The organism is Cellulomonas soli, from assembly GCF_052036975.1.
Lineage (GTDB): Bacteria > Actinomycetota > Actinomycetes > Actinomycetales > Cellulomonadaceae > Cellulomonas > Cellulomonas soli_A.
Genome location: NZ_JBQIAR010000023.1, coordinates 18183 through 35246, shown reverse-complemented (window position 1 = coordinate 35246; position 17064 = coordinate 18183). Strand labels below are relative to the sequence as shown.

The following is a 17064-nucleotide window of genomic DNA, read 5'->3' as shown; positions in this document are numbered from 1 at the left end:
CCCCGGGCTGACCTTCCGCCTCGACCCGGCCGGTGGCGGCGGGGAGGTCGCGGTGGACCGGGTGCTCGTCGCGGTGGACGTCACGCAGGACCGGGAGGTCGTGGCCCGGCTGATGGCCGTGGAGGCCGTCGCCGGGCTGGTGCTGCTGGCCCTGGTCAGCGCCCTGGCGGCCGCTGTGGTGCACCGCGGGCTGGCACCCGTGCGTGCCCTGGCAGCCGCGGCACGGTCGGTGGCCGACCGTGTGCCCGGCGCGCGCCTGCCCGTCGACCAGCCCGACCTGGAGACGCACGAGCTGGCCGTCGCCCTGCAGGACGCGCTGCGCCGCCGCACCGAGGCCGAGGACCGCGTGCGGGCATTCGTGCAGGACGCCTCCCACGAGCTGCGCACACCGCTGACGATCGTGCACGGCTGGGCCGACCTGTACCTGCAGGGCGGCCTCGACGGCGACCGGCTCGACCGGGCCATGGTGCGGGTCGAGGCGGAGACCACCCGGATGCGTCACCTGGTCGACCAGATGGCCTTGCTGGCCCGCCTCGACGAGGACGTCCCGCTGCGCCACGACCGGGTCGACCTGGCCTCGGTGGTGCAGGAGGTCGCCGACGACCTGCTCGTCGTGGCCCCCGACGCCGACGTGCAGGTCGACACGGTGCCCGCACCGGTGACCGGCGACCGTGAACGGCTGCTGCAGGTGGTGCACAACCTGGTCGGCAACGCCGTGCGGCACACCCCGCCCGGCACGGCGGTCCGGGTCCGGGTCCGGGCTGCCGACGGTGCCGTGCTGCTCGACGTCGTCGACGACGGGCCCGGCATCCCCGCCGAGGTGCGCGGACGCGTCTTCGACCGGTTCGCCCGTGGCGACGCCGCCAGCAGCGGGTCGGGGCTGGGGCTGGCGGTGGTGCGGGCCGTCGTCGCCGCCCACCACGGGAGCGTCGAGCTGCTGGCGATCGACCGCGGTACGCACGTGCGGGTCACGCTGCCCTCGGCCTGACCGTCAGGAGATCGTCAGGCTCCTGACCGGCGGACGGCAGCATCCCGGGGGTCCCGGCCCAGGTGCGCCCGGTGGACTGCGGTCGGCAGGTCGCACCGGGTGACCTCGACGAGGTCGCGGAGGCTCCATGCACAGCACGAGATCCACGCGGCGCCCGGCGCGGCTGCTCGCCGGTGCGGCCGTGGTGGCCGTGGTGGTCGTCCTGGTCGTCGCCGAGCTGCTCGCCCGGGCGGTCGTCGGCGCCCGGGTGGCCTCCGCCGTCGAGAGGTCCTCCGTGCTGTCCGGGCAGGAGGTGTCCGACCTGCACGTCGGGTTCGGGCCGTGGCCGGTGCTGCCATGGCTCGTGGTCGGCCGGGTGCGGTCGGTGACCGTCGGTGCCGACCAGGTGACCTGGCAGGGGGTGCCCGTGGGCGTCGAGGTGCACCTGGCCGACCTGCAGCTGCACGGCACACCGGCGGCCGCCCGCACGAGCGTCCGTGTCACCGTGCCGGGTGAGGGCCTGGCCGGGCTCGTCGAGCAGGTACTCGACGAGTCGGACCCGTCGGCGGCACCCGGCCCGTTCGGCGATGCCACCTGGTCGGTCCGCGACGGGATGCTCGTCGCCCAGGCGCAGGTCGCACGCCGCGGGATCAGCCTTCCCGTCGAGGTGGCGGTCGTCGTCTCGGCGGCCGACGGTGCCCTGCAGCTGCGTCCCGCCGCCGTCACGGTCGCGGGGCTCGTGCTCGACGTCTCCGCCGTTGCCGGCACGGACGGTCCGCTGGCCGCGCTCGCCGAGACCCGCACCCTGACGCCCGACCTGCCCGGCGACCTCACGCTCACCTCGGCTGCGGTCGTCGGCGACCGCCTCGTGCTCGAGGCGCAGCAGACGACGTCGGACCGCGGCTGAACCCGACGACCCCGCCTCGACCCCACCGCCGTCCCGTCCTCGACCCGCCTCGACCTGCCCACCCGACGACCCGCCTCCCGGAGGTCCACCGTGCCCGTGCACGCCCTTGCCCGTCTCAGCGCCCGCCACCCGATCCTCGTCGTGGCCACCTGGGTCCTGCTCGCCGTCGGCCTGACCGTCGCGGTCCGGTGGGCGGGCCCCGGGCTCGACCAGGTCGTCGCCGTCCCCGGCTCGGACTCCGCGGCCGCCACCGAGGTGCTCTCGGCGTTCGACGCCGACGAGGACGAGGCGACGGTGACCTCCACGGTGCTCGTCGCCAGCGACGGCCCCGTCGTCGAGCAGCGTGCCGCGGTCGGTGAGCTCGTCGCCGGGCTCCGCGCGGTGGACGGCGTGCTGGCCGTGGACGACCCGCTCACCACCGACCCTGTCGTGACCACCCCCGACGGTCGCGCGGTCGTGCTCGACGTGCGCACCGACGCCGCGGTCACGGTCGACGGCGTGGCGTTGCGGGCTGCCGTGGACGACGCCCGCACGGCCGGGCTCGACGTCGGCGTCGGCGCCCCGTTGGTCCGCGAGGTCGAACCGCCTGGCGGGACACGCACCAGCGAGCTGATCGGTGTCGCCGTCGCGGTCGTCGTGCTGCTGCTCACCCTGCGCTCCCTGGTCGCAGCGGCGATCCCGCTGGTCAACGCCCTGCTCTCGGTCGCGGCCGGGCTCGGGGTGCTGCACCTGCTCGGCCACGCCGTCGCCGTACCCGAGGTCGCGCCGACGCTCGCGACCATGATCGGGCTGGGCGTCGGCATCGACTACGCGCTCTTCCAGGTCGCCCGGCACCGCACGGTGCTCGCCGAGGCGCCCGGTGACGCGACCCGGGAGTCGCTGGCCAGGACGACCGCGCGCACCACGGGTCGAGCGGTCGCGTTCGCCGGGATCACCGTGGCGCTCGCCGTGTGCGCGCTCGCGGTCACCGGGGTCGACTTCGTCACCTGGCTCGGGCTGGGCACGGCGGTCGTCGTGCTCGTCGTGCTGCTCGCCTCGCTGATGCTGACCCCGGCCCTGCTGGCCCTCGCCGGGCCACGCGTGCTGCCGCGCGGGGCGACCGGCACCGAGGACCCGGGCAGGTCCGGCTGGGCGCGGTTCGCGCGCCGTGTGACGTCGCGACCCGTGCGGTGGGGTGTCGTGTGCGCCATCGTGCTGGGCGGGCTCGCGGCACCCGCGCTCGACCTGCAGCTCGGCGAAGGCTCCGACGGTGACCGTCCCGTGGGCACCGAGCGCCGCACCGCGTACGACCTCACCGTGGAGCACCGCGGTGCCGGTGCGTCGTCCCCGCTGACCCTGGCCGTGGCCCTCGACCCGGCCGCGACGGCGCCTGACGACCCGCGACTGGTGGCCGTGGCCGCCGAGGCCGCCGCCGTCGACGGAGTGCAGCAGGTCGGTGCGCTGCGGCTCGACCCGACGGGCACCGCCGCCCGGGCGACCGTGATCACCACGCAGGAGGCCGGCTCCGACCAGCGCCCGGTGGTGCTGGCCGACCTCCGTGCGATCCAGCCGCCCGCGGGGGCCGAGGTGCACGTCGGTGGCCTCAGCGCGACCACCGCCGACCTGTCGGAGCGGATCGCCGACCGGCTGCCCTGGCTGGTGCTCGGCACGGTGCTGGTGGCGGCGCTGCTGCTGGTCGTCGCGTTCCGGTCGCTGCTGGTGCCGCTGAAGGCCGCCCTGATGGACCTCGTGTCGGTGGCTGCCGCGTACGGGGTGGTCGTCGCGGTGTTCCAGTGGGGGTGGGGTGCGCAGCTGCTGGGGCTCGACGGCCCGGTGACCATCGAGAGCCACGTGCCGATGATGCTGTTCGCCGTGCTGTTCGGGCTGTCCATGGACTACGAGGTGTTCCTGCTGTCGGCCGTGCAGGAGGCACGCAGTCGCGGCGTCGACGCGCGGGAGGCGATCGTGCAGGGCGTGGGGGCCACGGCCCGCGTGATCACCGCGGCAGCGGTCGTCATGTTCGCGGTCTTCGCCTCGTTCGTCATGGTCGACGACCCGCTGGTCAAGATGTTCGGCGTGGGGCTCGCCGTCGCGGTGCTGGTCGACGCGACGCTGGTGCGGGTCGTGCTCGGCCCCGCCGTGATGGCGCGCATGGGCGAGCGGGCGTGGTGGTTCCCGGCGCGCCTGGGCGCTCGCGTGCCGCACGTGGAGCTGTGAGGGTCGTGCCCGGTCCTACCCTGGCAGGGCGACGGACCGGGCACGGCAGGGGCCGGGTCAGGGGCGCGAAGCGAACCGTTCGAGCAGGTCGGCGTGCCCCGAGACCACGATGATGTCGTTGGCCGAGATGCGGGTCTCGGGCGTCGCGTACTGGAAGTCCAGGCCCGGCGACTTCACGCCGATGACCGTGACCCCGTACCGCGAGCGCAGCCGCGACTGCCCCAGGGTGAACCCCTGCGTCTCCTTCGGCGGGCGCATCTTGACGATGGTGAACCCGTCCTCGACCTCGATGTAGTCGAGCAGCTTGCCGGAGACCAGGTGCGCGACCCGGTTGCCTGCGTCGGACTCGGGCAGGATCACGTGGTGCGCGCCGATGCGCTGCAGGATCCGCGAGTGCTCGGGGCTGATCGCCTTGGCCCAGATCTGCGGGATGCCCATGTCGACCAGGTTGCCCGTGATGAGCACGGACGCCTCGAGGTAGGAGCCGACGCCGACGACCGCGACCGGGAAGTCGCGGGCGCCGAGCTGTTCGAGGGCCTCCGGGTTCGTGCAGTCGGCCTCGACGAGCGGCACACGGCCGGCCCACTGCGCGACGATCTCCGGGTTGCGTTCGACGGCCAGCACGTCCTGCCCGAGGCGTTCGAGGGTGTGCGCGATCGCGGAGCCGAATCGGCCGAGCCCGATGACGAGCACGCCTGCGTCATTCTTCGACGACTTCGACTGCCCTGCGCGCAGGCGTGCGTCGAGGGCTTCGGACGGGTTGTCAGCCAATGATCGGCCTCTCTTCGGGGAGCCGGATGACACGACGACGGTTGCGCAGCGCGAGCGCCGCCGCAAGGGTCATCGTGCCGGTCCGGCCGATGAACATGAGCACGGCGAGCACGTACTTGGCACCGTCGGGCAGGTCAGGGGTGATGCCGGTGGTCAGCCCGCACGTAGCGAACGCGGAGATGACCTCGAACAGCACGCGGTCGAGCGACAGGCCCGTCATGGCCAGCAGCAGCAGCGAGGCGACCAGCACGATCGTGGCCGACACGAGAGAGACGGCGATGGCGACCTGCAGGGTGTCGCGGGAGATGCGCCGCCCGTACGCCTCGACGTCGCGGTCGCCTCGGGCCTCGGCGATGATCGCCAGCAGCATGACGGCCAGGGTGGTGACCTTGATGCCGCCGGCGGTGGACGCCGAACCGCCGCCGACGAACATGAGGGCGTCGTTGAGCAGCCACGTGCCTTCGTGCATCTGCCCGACGTCGACCGTGGAGAACCCGCCGGAGCGGGGCATGACTCCGGCGAACAGCGACGCGAGGAACGTGGCCGGCGCGTCCAGCGGCTTGAACGTCGCAGGGTTCGTCCACTCGAACGCGGCCACCAGCAGCGACCCGCCCACGACGAGCACCGAGCTGGTGACCAGGGTCAGCTTGGTGTGCAGGTTCCACCGGCGCGGGGTGCGCAGGTGCGAGGCGATGTTGAGGATCACCGGGAACCCGAGGGAGCCGATGAACACGCCGAGGATGATCGGCAGCAGCACCCACCAGTCGGACACGAACGGTGCCAGGCCCTCGGGGGTGGGCACGAACCCGGCGTTGTTGAACGCCGAGACCGCGTAGAACACCGCGTGCCACGCGGACTGGCCCCAGCTCTCGTCGTACATGTGGAACCGGGGGAGCAGCACCAGGGCGATCGTCACCTCGAGTGCGGTGGACGTCACGATGACGGTCCGCACCAGCGAGCCGACCTCACCGAGCCGCGTCACCTTGGACTCCGAGGCCACCAGGAGCCGCCCGGTGAGCCCGATGCGCCGGGAGACGGCCATGCCGAGCAGCGAGGCCAGGGTCATGACCCCGAGGCCGCCGACCTTGATGGCCACGAGGATGACGACCAGCCCCCACGTGGACCAGTACTCGCCGGTGGGCACCACGACGAGCCCGGTGACGGTGGTGGCGGACGTCGCGGTGAAGAACGCGTCGACGAACGGCGCCCGCCCGCCGTGCACGGTGGCCCACGGTGCGGACAGCAGCAGGGTGACCAGCGCGATGACCGAGGCGAACACGCCCAGGGCCAGTCGGGCGGGGGACTGCCGAGCCGAGTGGTCGACGTACTCGCGTACACGCCGGAGCATGCCGGCACCTGCCAGTGCCATGCCACCTCCGTGCCGTGAGTGCCGCTGCTGCGGTGCGTCCGCGCGTGGACCAGGGACGCAGCCCTCGACGCGCGGGGAACACTGTGGCACGGACAGGGCCGCCGGATCGACACGACCGGCGCCTCGGTGCGACGGTGTGACCATGGGGCAGGCCACGGCAGCGGGCGACGGGGCGGCCGACCTGCCCGCAACCGGGGCCGCGGACGAGCCTGACGGGCTGCCGGTGCGCATCGTGTGGTCGCCCGAGCTGCTCGGCTACGACTTCGGGCACGGCCACCCGATGACCTCCGAGCGGCTCGAGCTGACCATCCGGCTCGCGGAGGACCTCGGCCTGCTCGACCACCCCGACCTGGAGCTGGTCGGTGCGGGGCCGGCGTCCGACGAGCTGCTGGCCACGGTCCACGAGGCCGGCTACGTCGCGGCGGTGCACGCGGCCGCGGAGCACGGCACGCGCGACCCCGCCCGCGGCCTGGGTACCGAGGACGACCCCGTGTTCGGCGACATGCACGAGGCGGCGGCGCGTGTCGTGCAGGGCACGCTCGAGGCGGCGCTGGCGGTGTGGCAGGGCCGTGCGGTGCACGCGGTGAACGTCACGGGTGGGCTGCACCACGCGATGCCGGGCGCCGCGTCGGGCTTCTGCGTCTACAACGACGCCGGGGTGGCGATCCGGCGTCTGCTGGCCGAGGGTGCGCAGCGGGTGGCGTACGTCGATGTCGACGCCCACCACGGTGACGGCGTGCAGGCGGTGTTCTGGGACGACCCGCGGGTGCTCACGGTGTCGCTGCACGAGACGGGCCACATGCTCTTCCCGGGCACGGGCCACGCGCGTGAGACGGGTGGCGTGGGCGCGCCGGGCGGTGCGGTGAACGTGGCGCTGCCCTCGGGGACGGACGACGCCGGGTGGTTGCGGGCGTTCGACGCGGTGGTGCCGGCGGTGCTGCGGGCGTTCGAGCCCGAGGTGCTGATCACGCAGCACGGCTGCGACGCCCACCCGCAGGACCCGTTGGCGAACCTGCGCGTGTCGGTGGACGCCCAGCGGTCGGCGGCGCAGCGGCTGCACGAGCTGGCGCACGAGCTGGCGGGGGGTCGGTGGGTCGCGTTGGGCGGGGGCGGCTACGCGGTGCTCGACGTGGTGCCGCGGGTGTGGGCGCACCTGATCGGCATCGCCACCCACCGTCCGGTGGATCCGGCGACCCCGGTACCCGAGCGGTGGCGGTCGATGGTCAGGGACCGGTACGGCAGGCCCGGCGCGGTGTCGATGTCGGACGGCCCGGCGGTGCGGTTCCGGCCGTGGTCGGCCGGCTACGACCCGTCCGACGACGTGGACCGCGCCGTCCGGGCCACGCGTGCGGCGGTGTTCCCGTTGCTGGGCCTCGACCCTGAGCACGACTGAGCCCCGGGGCGCCGATCGGGTGATCCCTGCTGTCCCGGGGGTTCACCGCTTTCACACCTGTCACACGCGCCACTAGGGTGGTGCGGCACCAGGAAGCCCACCGCGAGAGCCTCGCGTGACCCCCGGAAGAAGAGCAGAGTCGATGAGCGAGCAGCCGGGTCGGGTGCGGTTCCTCACTGTGCTCGAGGTCGCGGACATCATGCGGGTCTCGAAGATGACCGTGTACCGGTTGTTGCACTCCGGTGAGCTGCCGGGTGTGCGGGTGGGTCGCTCGTTCCGGGTTCCGCAGGACGCCCTGGACCACTACCTGCGCACCGCCACGACCGTGGAGCACGAGTCCGACGAGGGGCGCGGGCGGCTCTCGTCCTGACGTCGTGCGCGCCGGTGACCTGCGTGTCGGTGCTGCGCGCCCGGCGTGATATCGGGCGCGTCGCGCCGGGGGCCTCCGATCGCGTAAGGTAGAGCCTCGGACTTTCCCGTGCGTGGGCGACTCGACCGCACCGCGCGTCGATCGACCATCAGCACGGCCCGTTCGGGCCGCCACCGGAAGTGAGGCAGGACCCATGGGCTCCGTCATCAAGAAGCGCCGCAAGCGGATGGCCAAGAAGAAGCACCGCAAGCTGCTGCGCAAGACGCGTCACCAGCGTCGCAACAAGAAGTGAGCTGATCTGCTCCTCGTCAGGCCCGGGCATCGCGTCCCGGGCCTGACGTGTCTGTGCCGGACGCGTCGTCCTCCCCAACTCGAGTACAACGATGTACTCTCGTCGTGTCGACCTGATGGCACCGATGCCGCAGATCGACGCACCGGTGCGTCGACTGGCCAGCGGTGATCTGCGACCCTGACGCAGGGTTGCCGACGGTCGCAGGGGCGGCCGCACGAGGAGGCAGGACGTGAGCACCCGACGCACCGGCGCCGTGACGATGCACGAGGTCGCGGCGCGCGCGGGCGTGTCCATCAAGACCGTCTCGAACGTCGTCAACGGCTACCAGTACATCCGTCCCGCCACCCGCGAGAAGGTCGAGCAGGCCATCGCCGACCTCGGCTACCAGGTCAACGTCTCGGCGCGGAACCTGAGGCGCGGGCGCACCGACCTGATCGGGCTGGCCGTCCCCGAGCTGTCGCTGCCGTACTTCGCGGAGCTGGCCGACTCGGTGATCCGGGCGGCCGAGGCCCGCGGTGTGACGGTGCTGATCGAGCAGACCGGGTCGGTCCGCGAGCGTGAGCTCGAGGTGCTCTCCAGCCAGCGCCGGCACCTGACCGACGGGCTGATCTTCTCCCCGCTGGCCCTGGGCCCGCAGGACCACGCCGCGCTGCAGGTCGACTTCCCGATGGTGCTGCTGGGTGAGCGGATCTTCGGCGGGCCGGCCGACCACGTCACCATGAACAACGTCGAGGCGGCACGTGCGGCGACCGCCCACCTGCTCGAGCTCGGCCGCCGCCGGATCGCGGTGATCGGTGCGCACGAGGGGGAGGCCGTCGGGTCCGCCGCGCTGCGCGTGCAGGGCTACCGCCAGGCGCTCACCGAGGCCGGTGTGCCGTTCGACCCGGCGCTGATCGCCGAGGCCGGCCTCTGGCACCGTGCGACGGGCGCCGAGGCCATGCACCGGCTGCTCGATCAGGGCGTCGAGATCGACGCCGTCTTCGGTCTGAACGACGCGCTCGCGCTCGGTGCGCTGCACGCGTTGCACGCCCGGCGGGTCGAGGTGCCCGGGTCGGTCGCCGTCATCGGTTTCGACGACATCGAGGAGACGGCGTACGCCACGCCGACGCTGTCCACGGTGGCGCCCGGTCGCGAGCAGATCGCCGCGACGGCCGTCGACCTGCTGCTCGCCCGCATCGCCGACCCCGACCCGGACCGCCCGTTCCAGCGGGTCGTCGCCGACTTCACCATCGTCGGCCGCGAGTCGACGCTGGGCGAGCAGGCCCTCGACCGGGAGCTGGCGGCGCTGCCCGTCGCCTGAGGTCGCTCGGCTCGTTCAGCCGACCACGGGGGTGACGCCGAGCTCGGCGAGCAGCCCCAGGATGCGCGTGCGGATCTCGTCGCGGATGGGGCGCACGGCCTCGACGCCCTGGCCGGCCGGGTCCTCCAGGACCCAGTCCTCGTAGCGCTTGCCGGGGAAGTACGGGCACGTGTCGCCGCAGCCCATGGTGACCACCACGTCGGAGTCCTTGACGGCCTCGGTGGTCAGCACCTTGGGCTTCTCGGCGCGGATGTCGATGCCCACCTCGAGCATCGCCTCGACGGCCGAGGGGTTGATCATCTCGGCGGGCATCGATCCGGCCGAGCGGACCTCGACGGCGCCGCCGGACAGCGCGGTGAGGAACCCGGCGGCCATCTGCGACCGGCCGGCGTTGTGCACGCAGACGAACAGGACGCTGGGCTTGCGGTCGGTGGTGGCGCTCATGGGGTGCTCCTCGGGGTAACGGGTGTGAGGTCGGGTGTGAGGCGGCTGTCGGGCAGGTGGGGCGTCAGGCAGGCAGGGTGAGGTCGGGCACGAGGTCGGCGAGCAGGCCGCGGACGCGGGCGTCGATGTCGTCCCGGATGAGGGCGGCGCCCTCCGCCGAGGCGAGCGACGGGTCGCCGACCTGCCAGTCCTCGTAGCGGATGCCGGGGTACACCGGGCACACGTCGCCGCACCCCATGGTGATCACCACGTCGGCGGCCCGGACCGCGTCGTCGGTGAGGGGCTTGGGGAACGCGGTGGTGCCCGGGTCGATCGCGTCGAGCAGCGGGCGCACGTGCGGGTGCACGTCCGCGGCGGGCACGGAGCCGGCGGAGCGGACGACCACGCGGTCGCCGGCGTAGCGGTGCAGCAGCCCGGCAGCCAGCTGGGAGCGCCCGGCGTTGGCGACGCACACGAACAGCACCTGCGGTCGGGCGTCGGCGGCCTCGGCCCCGGCACCGGCGGTCTTGGCCAGGTCCTCCAGGCGCTGGCGCGCGAACCGTTCGGTCAGCACCACCAGGTGTGCGCGCACGCCGGCCGTGCGGGCCAGCGCGGTGGCGGACTCGCGCACCACGTCCTCGACGCGGGCGTGCTCCAGTGTGGGGAACTGCCCGGCCAGCGTGGCGCTCACGCGGTCGAGGACCTCGTCGAGGGCGTCCAGGCCGCCCATCGGCTCGCCCGGCGGCACCGCGGGGCCGGTGAGCCGGGCGAGGTCGTGGTCCACGACGGCCGGCGCGAACGCCTCCAGCAGCGAGCGCACCGCCGGGGTGTAGGTGGCGGTGATGGAGTAGTAGACCCAGGTGCCGCGTCGCTGCGAGGTGACGATGCCGGCGTCCTTGAGCACCTTGAGGTGGTGGGAGACGGTCGGGAGCGAGACGTCGGCGAGCTCGGCGATGTCGCACACGCAAGCCTCGCCCTGGGGACTCGTCGCGAGCAGGGACAGGGCACGCAGCCGCAGCGGTTCGGCCAGGGCCTTGAGGGCGAGCGCCACCGACCCGGCGGCGTCCTCACCCATGGCGCGGGCGGCCGGTGACCCGGCGGGCCGACAGGTGTCGGTCGTCATCGTGAGGCCCCTTCCTCGGCGTCGGCGAGCTCGGGCGGCGCCGGCTGGGCGGTCCGGTCGGGCGCGGTCTGCGGCCATCGGCGGGCCAGCCACAGCGAGACGTACACCAGGCCGACCAGCACGGGCACCTCGATCAGCGGTCCGACCACGCCCGCCAGGGCCTGCCCGGACGCGGCGCCGAACGTGCCGATGGCGACGGCGATCGCGAGCTCGAAGTTGTTGCCCGCCGCGGTGAACGCCAGCGTCGTCGAGCGGGCGTACCCGAGCCGCAGCTGCGCGCCGAGCAGCATGCCCAGCCCCCACATGACGGCGAAGTAGACCAGCAGCGGCACCGCGATGCGCACCACGTCGAGCGGGTGGGCCAGCACCTGGTCGCCCTGCAGCGCGAACAGCAGCACGATCGTGAACAGCAGCCCGTACAACGCCCACGGGCCGATGCGCGGGACGAACCGCTCCTCGTACCAGGTGCGCCCACGGGCCTTCTCCCCGATCGCGCGGGAGGCGAAGCCGGCGACCAGCGGGACGCCCAGGAACACCAGCACGTTGAGGGCGATCTGCCCCACGGAGACGTCCAGCCCCTGCGTGTCCAGGCCCAGCCAGCCGGGCAGTACGGTCAGGTAGAACCAGCCGAGCAGCGAGAACGCCACGACCTGGAACACGGAGTTGATCGCCACGAGCACGGCCGCGGCCTCGCGGTCACCGCAGGCCAGGTCGTTCCAGATGACGACCATGGCGATGCAGCGGGCCAGGCCCACCAGGATCAGCCCGGTGCGGTACTCGGGCAGGTCGGGCAGCAGGGCCCAGGCCAGCACGAACATCAGCGCGGGTCCGACGACCCAGTTGAGCAGCAGCGACGAGACGAGCAGCCGACGGTCGCCGGTGACCGCGCCGACCTTGTCGTAGCGGACCTTGGCCAGCACCGGGTACATCATCACCAGCAGGCCCAGGCCGATCGGCACCGAGATGCCGCCGACCTCGAGGGCGCCGAGCGCGTCGGACAGGGCGGGGACGAACCGACCGAGGACGAGCCCGCCGACCATGGCCAGCCCGATCCAGACGGGAAGCCAGCGGTCGAGGGTGGACAGGCGCGTCGAGGCCGCGTGCACGGGCGTGGTCATCGGGCGGCTCGACGCCGGGTGCTCTGCTTCGACATGTGTCTATGTTGACCAGTCTCGAAGCAGTGATCAAGCCTGACGAGATGAACATCTGGTGACCAAGGTCCCGTCCGTGCGCCACGGCGCAGGCGGACGCTTCAATCGTGGTTGAGGCAACAGTGGTTGAGACGACAGCGGCCGAGCAGACGGCGCCGGAGCGCATCGCGCTGCTGCAGGCCGTCGCCGACCCGGTGCGCTGGACGGTGCTGCACCTGCTGGCCGAGCGGCCGCGCTGCGTGTGCAACCTGCAGGAGCACGTCGACGTCGCGGGCAACCTGCTCAGCTACCACCTCAAGGTGCTGCGCGAGGCCGGTCTGGTCACCTCGTCCCGTCGCGGGCGCTGGGTCGACTACGCGCTGGTCGACGACGCACGTGACCGCATGGCGGCGGCCCTTCCCGGCGCGGCCGCCGTGCCCGCCCTGCTCGATGCGGGTGCGCCGTGAGCGTCGCGGAGCGGCTGCGCGCACGGACCCCGACGCGGCGCTGGGTCGGGCTGGCTGTCGCCGCCCTCGTGTGGCTCGTGCTGTACGAGCTCAACCGGCCGTTCTGGGACTGGCTGCTGTACGACCTGATCGGCCTCGACCCCGACAGCCGCCTCGGCTCGGGCGTCCACTTCTTCTTCTACGACACCGTCAAGATCGCCCTGCTGCTCGTCGGCATCATCTTCGTCATCACGGTGCTGCGCTCGTTCATGAGCGTCGAACGCACCCGCGCGATGCTCGGCGGCCGCCGCGAAGGCCTCGGCAACGTCATGGCCGCCGGGCTCGGGGTGATCACCCCGTTCTGCTCGTGCAGCGCCGTGCCGGCGTTCATCGGGTTCGTCGCCGCCGGGGTGCCGCTGGGCGTCACGATGAGCTTCCTCATCGCCAGCCCGCTGGTCAACGAGGTCGCGATCGCCCTGCTCTTCGGCCTGTTCGGGCTCGGGCCGACCCTGCTGTACGTCGGGGCCGGCCTGGTCATCGCCATCATCGCCGGGTACGTGCTCGGTCGCCTGAAGATGGAGCGGTGGGTCGAGCCGTTCGTCTTCGAGACCCGCCTCGGCGGGCAGGTCGTCGACCCCAGCGCCGGGCTGACCTGGGACGACCGGATCCAGATGGGCATCGAGGAGGTCGCCTCGATCCTGCGCAAGATCTGGCCGTACCTGCTCGTCGGCATCGGTCTCGGCGCCGCCATCCACGGTTGGGCCCCCGAGGACTTCTTCGCCCGCTACGCCGGCGCCGGCAACCCCTTCGCCGTGCTGCTGGCCGTGCTCATCGGCATCCCGCTGTACTCCAACGCCGCCGGCGTCCTGCCCCTGGTCGAGGCCCTGCACGACAAGGGCCTGCCGATGGGCACCCTGCTGGCGTTCATGATGGCCGTCGTCGCGCTCAGCCTGCCCGAGATGATCCTGCTGCGCCGGGTCCTCAAGCCCCCGCTGATCGGCGCGTTCGTGGCCGTGACGGGCGCCGGGATCATCGCCGTCGGCTACCTGTTCAACGCCGTCATCGGCGTCTGACCCGCACCACCCGGCACCGCACCACCCAGCACCGCACCCTCACGAAGGAGAACATCATGATCATCAAGATCCTCGGACCCGGCTGCGCCAACTGCGCCAACCTCGAGAAGGCCGCCCGCGAGGCCGCCGCCGGCCTCGGCCTCGACGCCACCTTCGAGAAGGTCACCGACTACCCCACGATCGCCGGGTACGGCGTCATGTCCACCCCCGGGCTGGTCGTCGACGAGAAGGTCGTCCTCTCCGGTCGGGTGCCGACCGCCGCCCAGGTCCGCGAGCTCCTGGCGCCGCTGACCTCCTGACGGGCCGCACCAGCGGCCGGACCCTCACGTGCGGGTAGGGTTGGGGTAGCTGGCCGCGTCCGGGTAGGGCGCAGGCTGCCCTCGGGCCCGACCACGTCACGTGCGCACCGGCTCGCCCACCTCGACGCAGGAGACCCATGCAGACCGTTCACGACCGCCGCCTGACCGCCCCCAAGCCGCTGCGCAAGGGGGCGCTGCGGATCACCCCGCTGGGTGGTCTGGGCGAGATCGGCCGCAACATGACGGTCTTCGAGTACGCCGGCAAGCTGCTCGTCGTCGACTGCGGCGTGCTGTTCCCCGAGGACCACCAGCCGGGCGTCGACGTGATCATCCCCGACTTCGCCTCGATCCGGGACCGCCTCGACGACATCGAGGCCATCGTGCTCACCCACGGGCACGAGGACCACATCGGTGGTGTGCCGTACCTGCTGCGCGACCGCCCCGACATCCCGGTGATCGGGTCCGAGCTGACGCTGGCGTTCCTGTCGGCCAAGCTCGCCGAGCACAAGATCCGCCCGAAGACCGTGCGCGTCGAGGCCCGTGACACGCACACAGCCGGCCCGTTCGGGCTGGAGTTCGTCGCGGTCAACCACTCGATCCCCGACGGCCTGGCGGTGGCGATCCGCACCCGCGCCGGCATGGTGCTGGTCACCGGCGACTTCAAGATGGACCAGTTCCCGCTCGACGACCGGCTCACGGACCTGCCGCACTTCGCGCGGCTCGGCGACGAGGGCGTGGACCTGTTCCTGGTCGACTCGACCAGTGCCGAGGTGCCCGGCTTCACCATGTCCGAGCGTGACCTGACGCCCGCCATCGAGCAGGTGTTCGCCACGGCCCCCGGCCGGATCATCGTGTCCAGCTTCGCCAGCCACGTGCACCGCATCCAGCAGATCCTGGACTCCGCGCACGCCACCGGCCGCAAGGTCGGGTTCGTGGGTCGCTCGATGGTCCGCAACATGGGCATCGCCAAGGAGCTGGGCTACCTGCGGGTGCCCGACGGGCTGCTCGTGGAGGCCTCCGCGCTGGACAAGCTCCCGGCCGGTCAGGTCACGCTGATCTGCACCGGGTCGCAGGGCGAGCCGATGGCGGCGCTGTCGCGCATGGCCAACGGCGACCACCAGATCCGACTGGCCGAGGGCGACACCGTGCTGCTGGCGAGCTCGCTGATCCCCGGCAACGAGACCGCGATCTACGGGGTCATCAACAAGCTGACCGAGCGTGGCGCCCGGGTGGTGCACAAGGGCAACGCGAAGGTGCACGTGTCGGGCCACGCCAGCGCCGGCGAGCTCACGTACTGCTACCGCATCGTGCGCCCCCGCTACGTGATGCCGTACCACGGGGAGTCCAAGCACCTGCACGCCAACGGCGCCCTGGCCGTGGCGGCCGGTGTGCCCGACGAGAACGTCCTGGTCATCCGCGACGGCGTCAGCATCGACCTGGAGAAGGGCAAGGCCACCATCGTCGGTGCCGTGCCCGCCGACATGATCTACGTCGAGGGCGGCGTCGTCGGCCGAGCCACCGAGGACACGCTGCGCGACCGGCGCATGCTGCGGGACGGCGGGGTGCTGACCGTGCTGGCCCTGCTGGACCCGACGACGAACCGGCTCGCGGAGCCGTTGGAGTTCATCGCCCGCGGCGCGCTGATCGACGAGCAGGCGCTCGAGGGCGCGAACCGGGAGGTCGAGAAGGCCCTGGCGGCGCTGCCCGCCGATCGGCAGACCGACGCGGCGGACCTCGACGACGTGGTGCGTCGGGCGGTCCTGCGCGGCATCCGTCGACGCACCGCGCGCGAGCCGGTCGTCGTCGCCCTGGTCATGGACGCCTGATCGGCACGAGAGCGGCAGGGCCGACGGCGGTGGCGGGGAGGACGGGCGTCGGGGCGCACGGCAGGCACATCGGTGAGGTCGCCGAGATCACCGGCCTGTCCCTGCGGACCATCCGGCACTACGACGAGGTCGGCCTCGTCGTCCCGTCGGCCCGGTCCCGCGGGGGGTTCCGGCAGTACGCGGACGACGACGTCGACCGCCTCCAGCTGGTCAGGCGCATGAAGCCGTTGGGCTTCTCCCTGGAGGAGATGCGCGACCTGCTGGAGGTGCTCGACGGCGTCGACGGGCCCCTCGACGCGGAGGAGCACCGAGGGCTCGTCGCGCGGCTGCGGGAGTACGAGGAGCAGGCCGACCGGCGGTGCGAGGAGCTGAGGGCGACCGCGCGGGCGGGCGAGGAGTTCGCCGCGCTGCTGCGGGCCGCGCTGGAGCGGCACGCCCAGCTGCCCGGGCACCGGCCCTGACGCGAGCCCTCAGCGGGCGTCGAGCGTGTCCAGGCGGTGGTCCACCAGCCACCCGCTGGCCAGCAGCGGCAGGCTGACCCCGACCAGCGGCCCGAGCACGGGCACGGTCCAGATCACCAGCGCGATCGCGGCGAGGGTGACGAGCACCGCGACGGCCGTGCCGGGGGAGACCAGGGGTGCGGCGGCGACGAACCGCCACGTGCGCACGGCGGGCGTCTCGTACCGGCGGGCGACGGGGAACAGGAACGCGAGTGCCACGAGCGCGTAGGCGGACACGACCACCAGGCCACCGGTGAGCACCGCAGCGGCCGGCCCATCGAGCACCTGCAGCGCGGACGCGTCGAGCGTCAGCAGCAGGAGCACGACCCACACGGGGGTACCCAACAGGTTGTGCCGGCGCCACCCGTGCCGCCACAGCGCCCAGAAGGTCGACCAGGCCTTGGCCGGGGGTGCGCCGGCGGCGAGCGAGGCCAGCAGCGCGCCGCCGGCACCCAAGGCGGGGAACAGCCCCAGGAGCACACCACCGGCGAGCGTGCCCAGGGCGATGAGCACGTTGATGCCCACCAGCAGCGTCGCGTAGCGAAGCCACGTCATCGCCCGCCCGGCCCAGCCCACGGCCGGGTCGTCGGCGACGATCGGCACGGCGACCCGCCCGCGGCGTGCCGGGGCCGGGCCGCCGTGCTCCGTGTGCTCGTCCACCGAGGGTCTCCCTGGGTTC

At 73.0% G+C, this 17064-nt stretch carries 18 protein-coding genes; 12 read left to right on the top strand and 6 right to left on the bottom strand.

The annotated features are described in order from the left end of the window. The 3 genes from ACTHAM_RS17100 to ACTHAM_RS17090 all read left to right on the top strand — a co-directional run. On the top strand, positions 1–988 hold a 988-nt coding region (locus ACTHAM_RS17100), incomplete at its 5' end, for a sensor histidine kinase (RefSeq protein WP_440689677.1). Positions 989–1115: 127 nt separating this feature from the next. Further along, positions 1116–1874, top strand: coding sequence for an LmeA family phospholipid-binding protein (locus tag ACTHAM_RS17095; protein WP_440689675.1), 759 nt, complete (start codon positions 1116–1118; stop codon positions 1872–1874). Positions 1875–1964: 90 nt separating this feature from the next. Beyond that, positions 1965–4070: an MMPL family transporter gene (locus ACTHAM_RS17090; RefSeq protein WP_440689673.1), complete on the top strand. Its 2106-nt coding sequence runs from the start codon at positions 1965–1967 to the stop codon at positions 4068–4070. 57 nt (positions 4071–4127) lie between these two features. Here ACTHAM_RS17090 and ACTHAM_RS17085 read toward each other — a convergent pair whose 3' ends face one another. Together ACTHAM_RS17085 and ACTHAM_RS17080 are read right to left on the bottom strand one after the other, a co-directional pair. Next, positions 4128–4805 (bottom strand): potassium channel family protein, encoded by a 678-nt coding sequence (locus tag ACTHAM_RS17085; protein ID WP_440689683.1) that lies wholly within the window; start codon positions 4803–4805, stop codon positions 4128–4130. 28 nt (positions 4806–4833) lie between these two features. Continuing rightward, a complete protein-coding gene (locus ACTHAM_RS17080; protein WP_440689671.1) occupies positions 4834–6210 on the bottom strand; it encodes a TrkH family potassium uptake protein in 1377 nt (458 codons plus the stop codon). A 142-nt stretch (positions 6211–6352) separates the two neighbouring features. Between ACTHAM_RS17080 and ACTHAM_RS17075 the strand changes: the two genes are divergently transcribed. From ACTHAM_RS17075 to ACTHAM_RS17060, 4 genes are all read left to right on the top strand, one after another. Then, a complete protein-coding gene (locus ACTHAM_RS17075; protein ID WP_440689669.1) occupies positions 6353–7603 on the top strand; it encodes an acetoin utilization protein AcuC in 1251 nt (416 codons plus the stop codon). Between the two features lie 142 nt (positions 7604–7745). After that, positions 7746–7973, top strand: a complete 228-nt coding sequence (locus ACTHAM_RS17070; protein WP_440689667.1) for a helix-turn-helix domain-containing protein — start codon at positions 7746–7748, stop codon at positions 7971–7973. A gap of 193 nt (positions 7974–8166) precedes the next feature. Next, the gene (locus ACTHAM_RS17065; protein ID WP_003792170.1) at positions 8167–8265 is read left to right on the top strand and encodes a 30S ribosomal protein bS22; all 99 of its coding nucleotides are present in this window, start codon (positions 8167–8169) and stop codon (positions 8263–8265) included. 259 nt (positions 8266–8524) lie between these two features. Next, positions 8525–9565: a LacI family DNA-binding transcriptional regulator gene (locus ACTHAM_RS17060; RefSeq protein WP_440689681.1), complete on the top strand. Its 1041-nt coding sequence runs from the start codon at positions 8525–8527 to the stop codon at positions 9563–9565. Positions 9566–9580: 15 nt separating this feature from the next. On the opposite strand, the gene ACTHAM_RS17055 is transcribed toward ACTHAM_RS17060, so the two are convergent. From ACTHAM_RS17055 to arsB, 3 genes are all read right to left on the bottom strand, one after another. After that, entirely contained in the window at positions 9581–10009 is a 429-nt protein-coding gene (locus ACTHAM_RS17055) for an arsenate reductase ArsC (RefSeq protein ID WP_440689665.1), read from the bottom strand. Between the two features lie 64 nt (positions 10010–10073). Then, positions 10074–11111: a metalloregulator ArsR/SmtB family transcription factor gene (locus tag ACTHAM_RS17050; protein ID WP_440689663.1), complete on the bottom strand. Its 1038-nt coding sequence runs from the start codon at positions 11109–11111 to the stop codon at positions 10074–10076. After that, positions 11108–12229, bottom strand: coding sequence for an ACR3 family arsenite efflux transporter (gene arsB, locus ACTHAM_RS17045; RefSeq protein WP_440689661.1), 1122 nt, complete (start codon positions 12227–12229; stop codon positions 11108–11110). The genes ACTHAM_RS17050 and arsB overlap by 4 nt, the downstream gene beginning before the upstream one ends. A gap of 140 nt (positions 12230–12369) precedes the next feature. Here arsB and ACTHAM_RS17040 point away from each other — a divergent pair, with 140 nt between their 5' ends. The 5 genes from ACTHAM_RS17040 to ACTHAM_RS17020 all read left to right on the top strand — a co-directional run bounded on the left by ACTHAM_RS17040 (position 12370) and on the right by ACTHAM_RS17020 (position 16346). After that, positions 12370–12708 (top strand): ArsR/SmtB family transcription factor, encoded by a 339-nt coding sequence (locus tag ACTHAM_RS17040; protein ID WP_440689659.1) that lies wholly within the window; start codon positions 12370–12372, stop codon positions 12706–12708. Next, complete coding sequence (locus tag ACTHAM_RS17035; protein ID WP_440689657.1) at positions 12705–13760, top strand: permease; 1056 nt, start codon at positions 12705–12707, stop codon at positions 13758–13760. Before ACTHAM_RS17040 ends, ACTHAM_RS17035 begins: the two co-directional genes overlap by 4 nt. A 56-nt stretch (positions 13761–13816) precedes the next feature. After that, entirely contained in the window at positions 13817–14059 is a 243-nt protein-coding gene (locus ACTHAM_RS17030) for a thioredoxin family protein (protein WP_440689655.1), read from the top strand. Positions 14060–14196: 137 nt separating this feature from the next. After that, complete coding sequence (locus ACTHAM_RS17025) at positions 14197–15885, top strand: ribonuclease J (protein WP_440689653.1); 1689 nt, start codon at positions 14197–14199, stop codon at positions 15883–15885. Between the two features lie 29 nt (positions 15886–15914). Continuing rightward, positions 15915–16346, top strand: coding sequence for a MerR family transcriptional regulator (locus ACTHAM_RS17020; protein WP_440689651.1), 432 nt, complete (start codon positions 15915–15917; stop codon positions 16344–16346). Between the two features lie 9 nt (positions 16347–16355). Here the strand turns inward: ACTHAM_RS17020 and ACTHAM_RS17015 are convergent, their stop codons facing one another. Beyond that, positions 16356–17045: a YesL family protein gene (locus ACTHAM_RS17015; RefSeq protein ID WP_440689649.1), complete on the bottom strand. Its 690-nt coding sequence runs from the start codon at positions 17043–17045 to the stop codon at positions 16356–16358. Positions 17046–17064 lie beyond the last annotated feature (19 nt).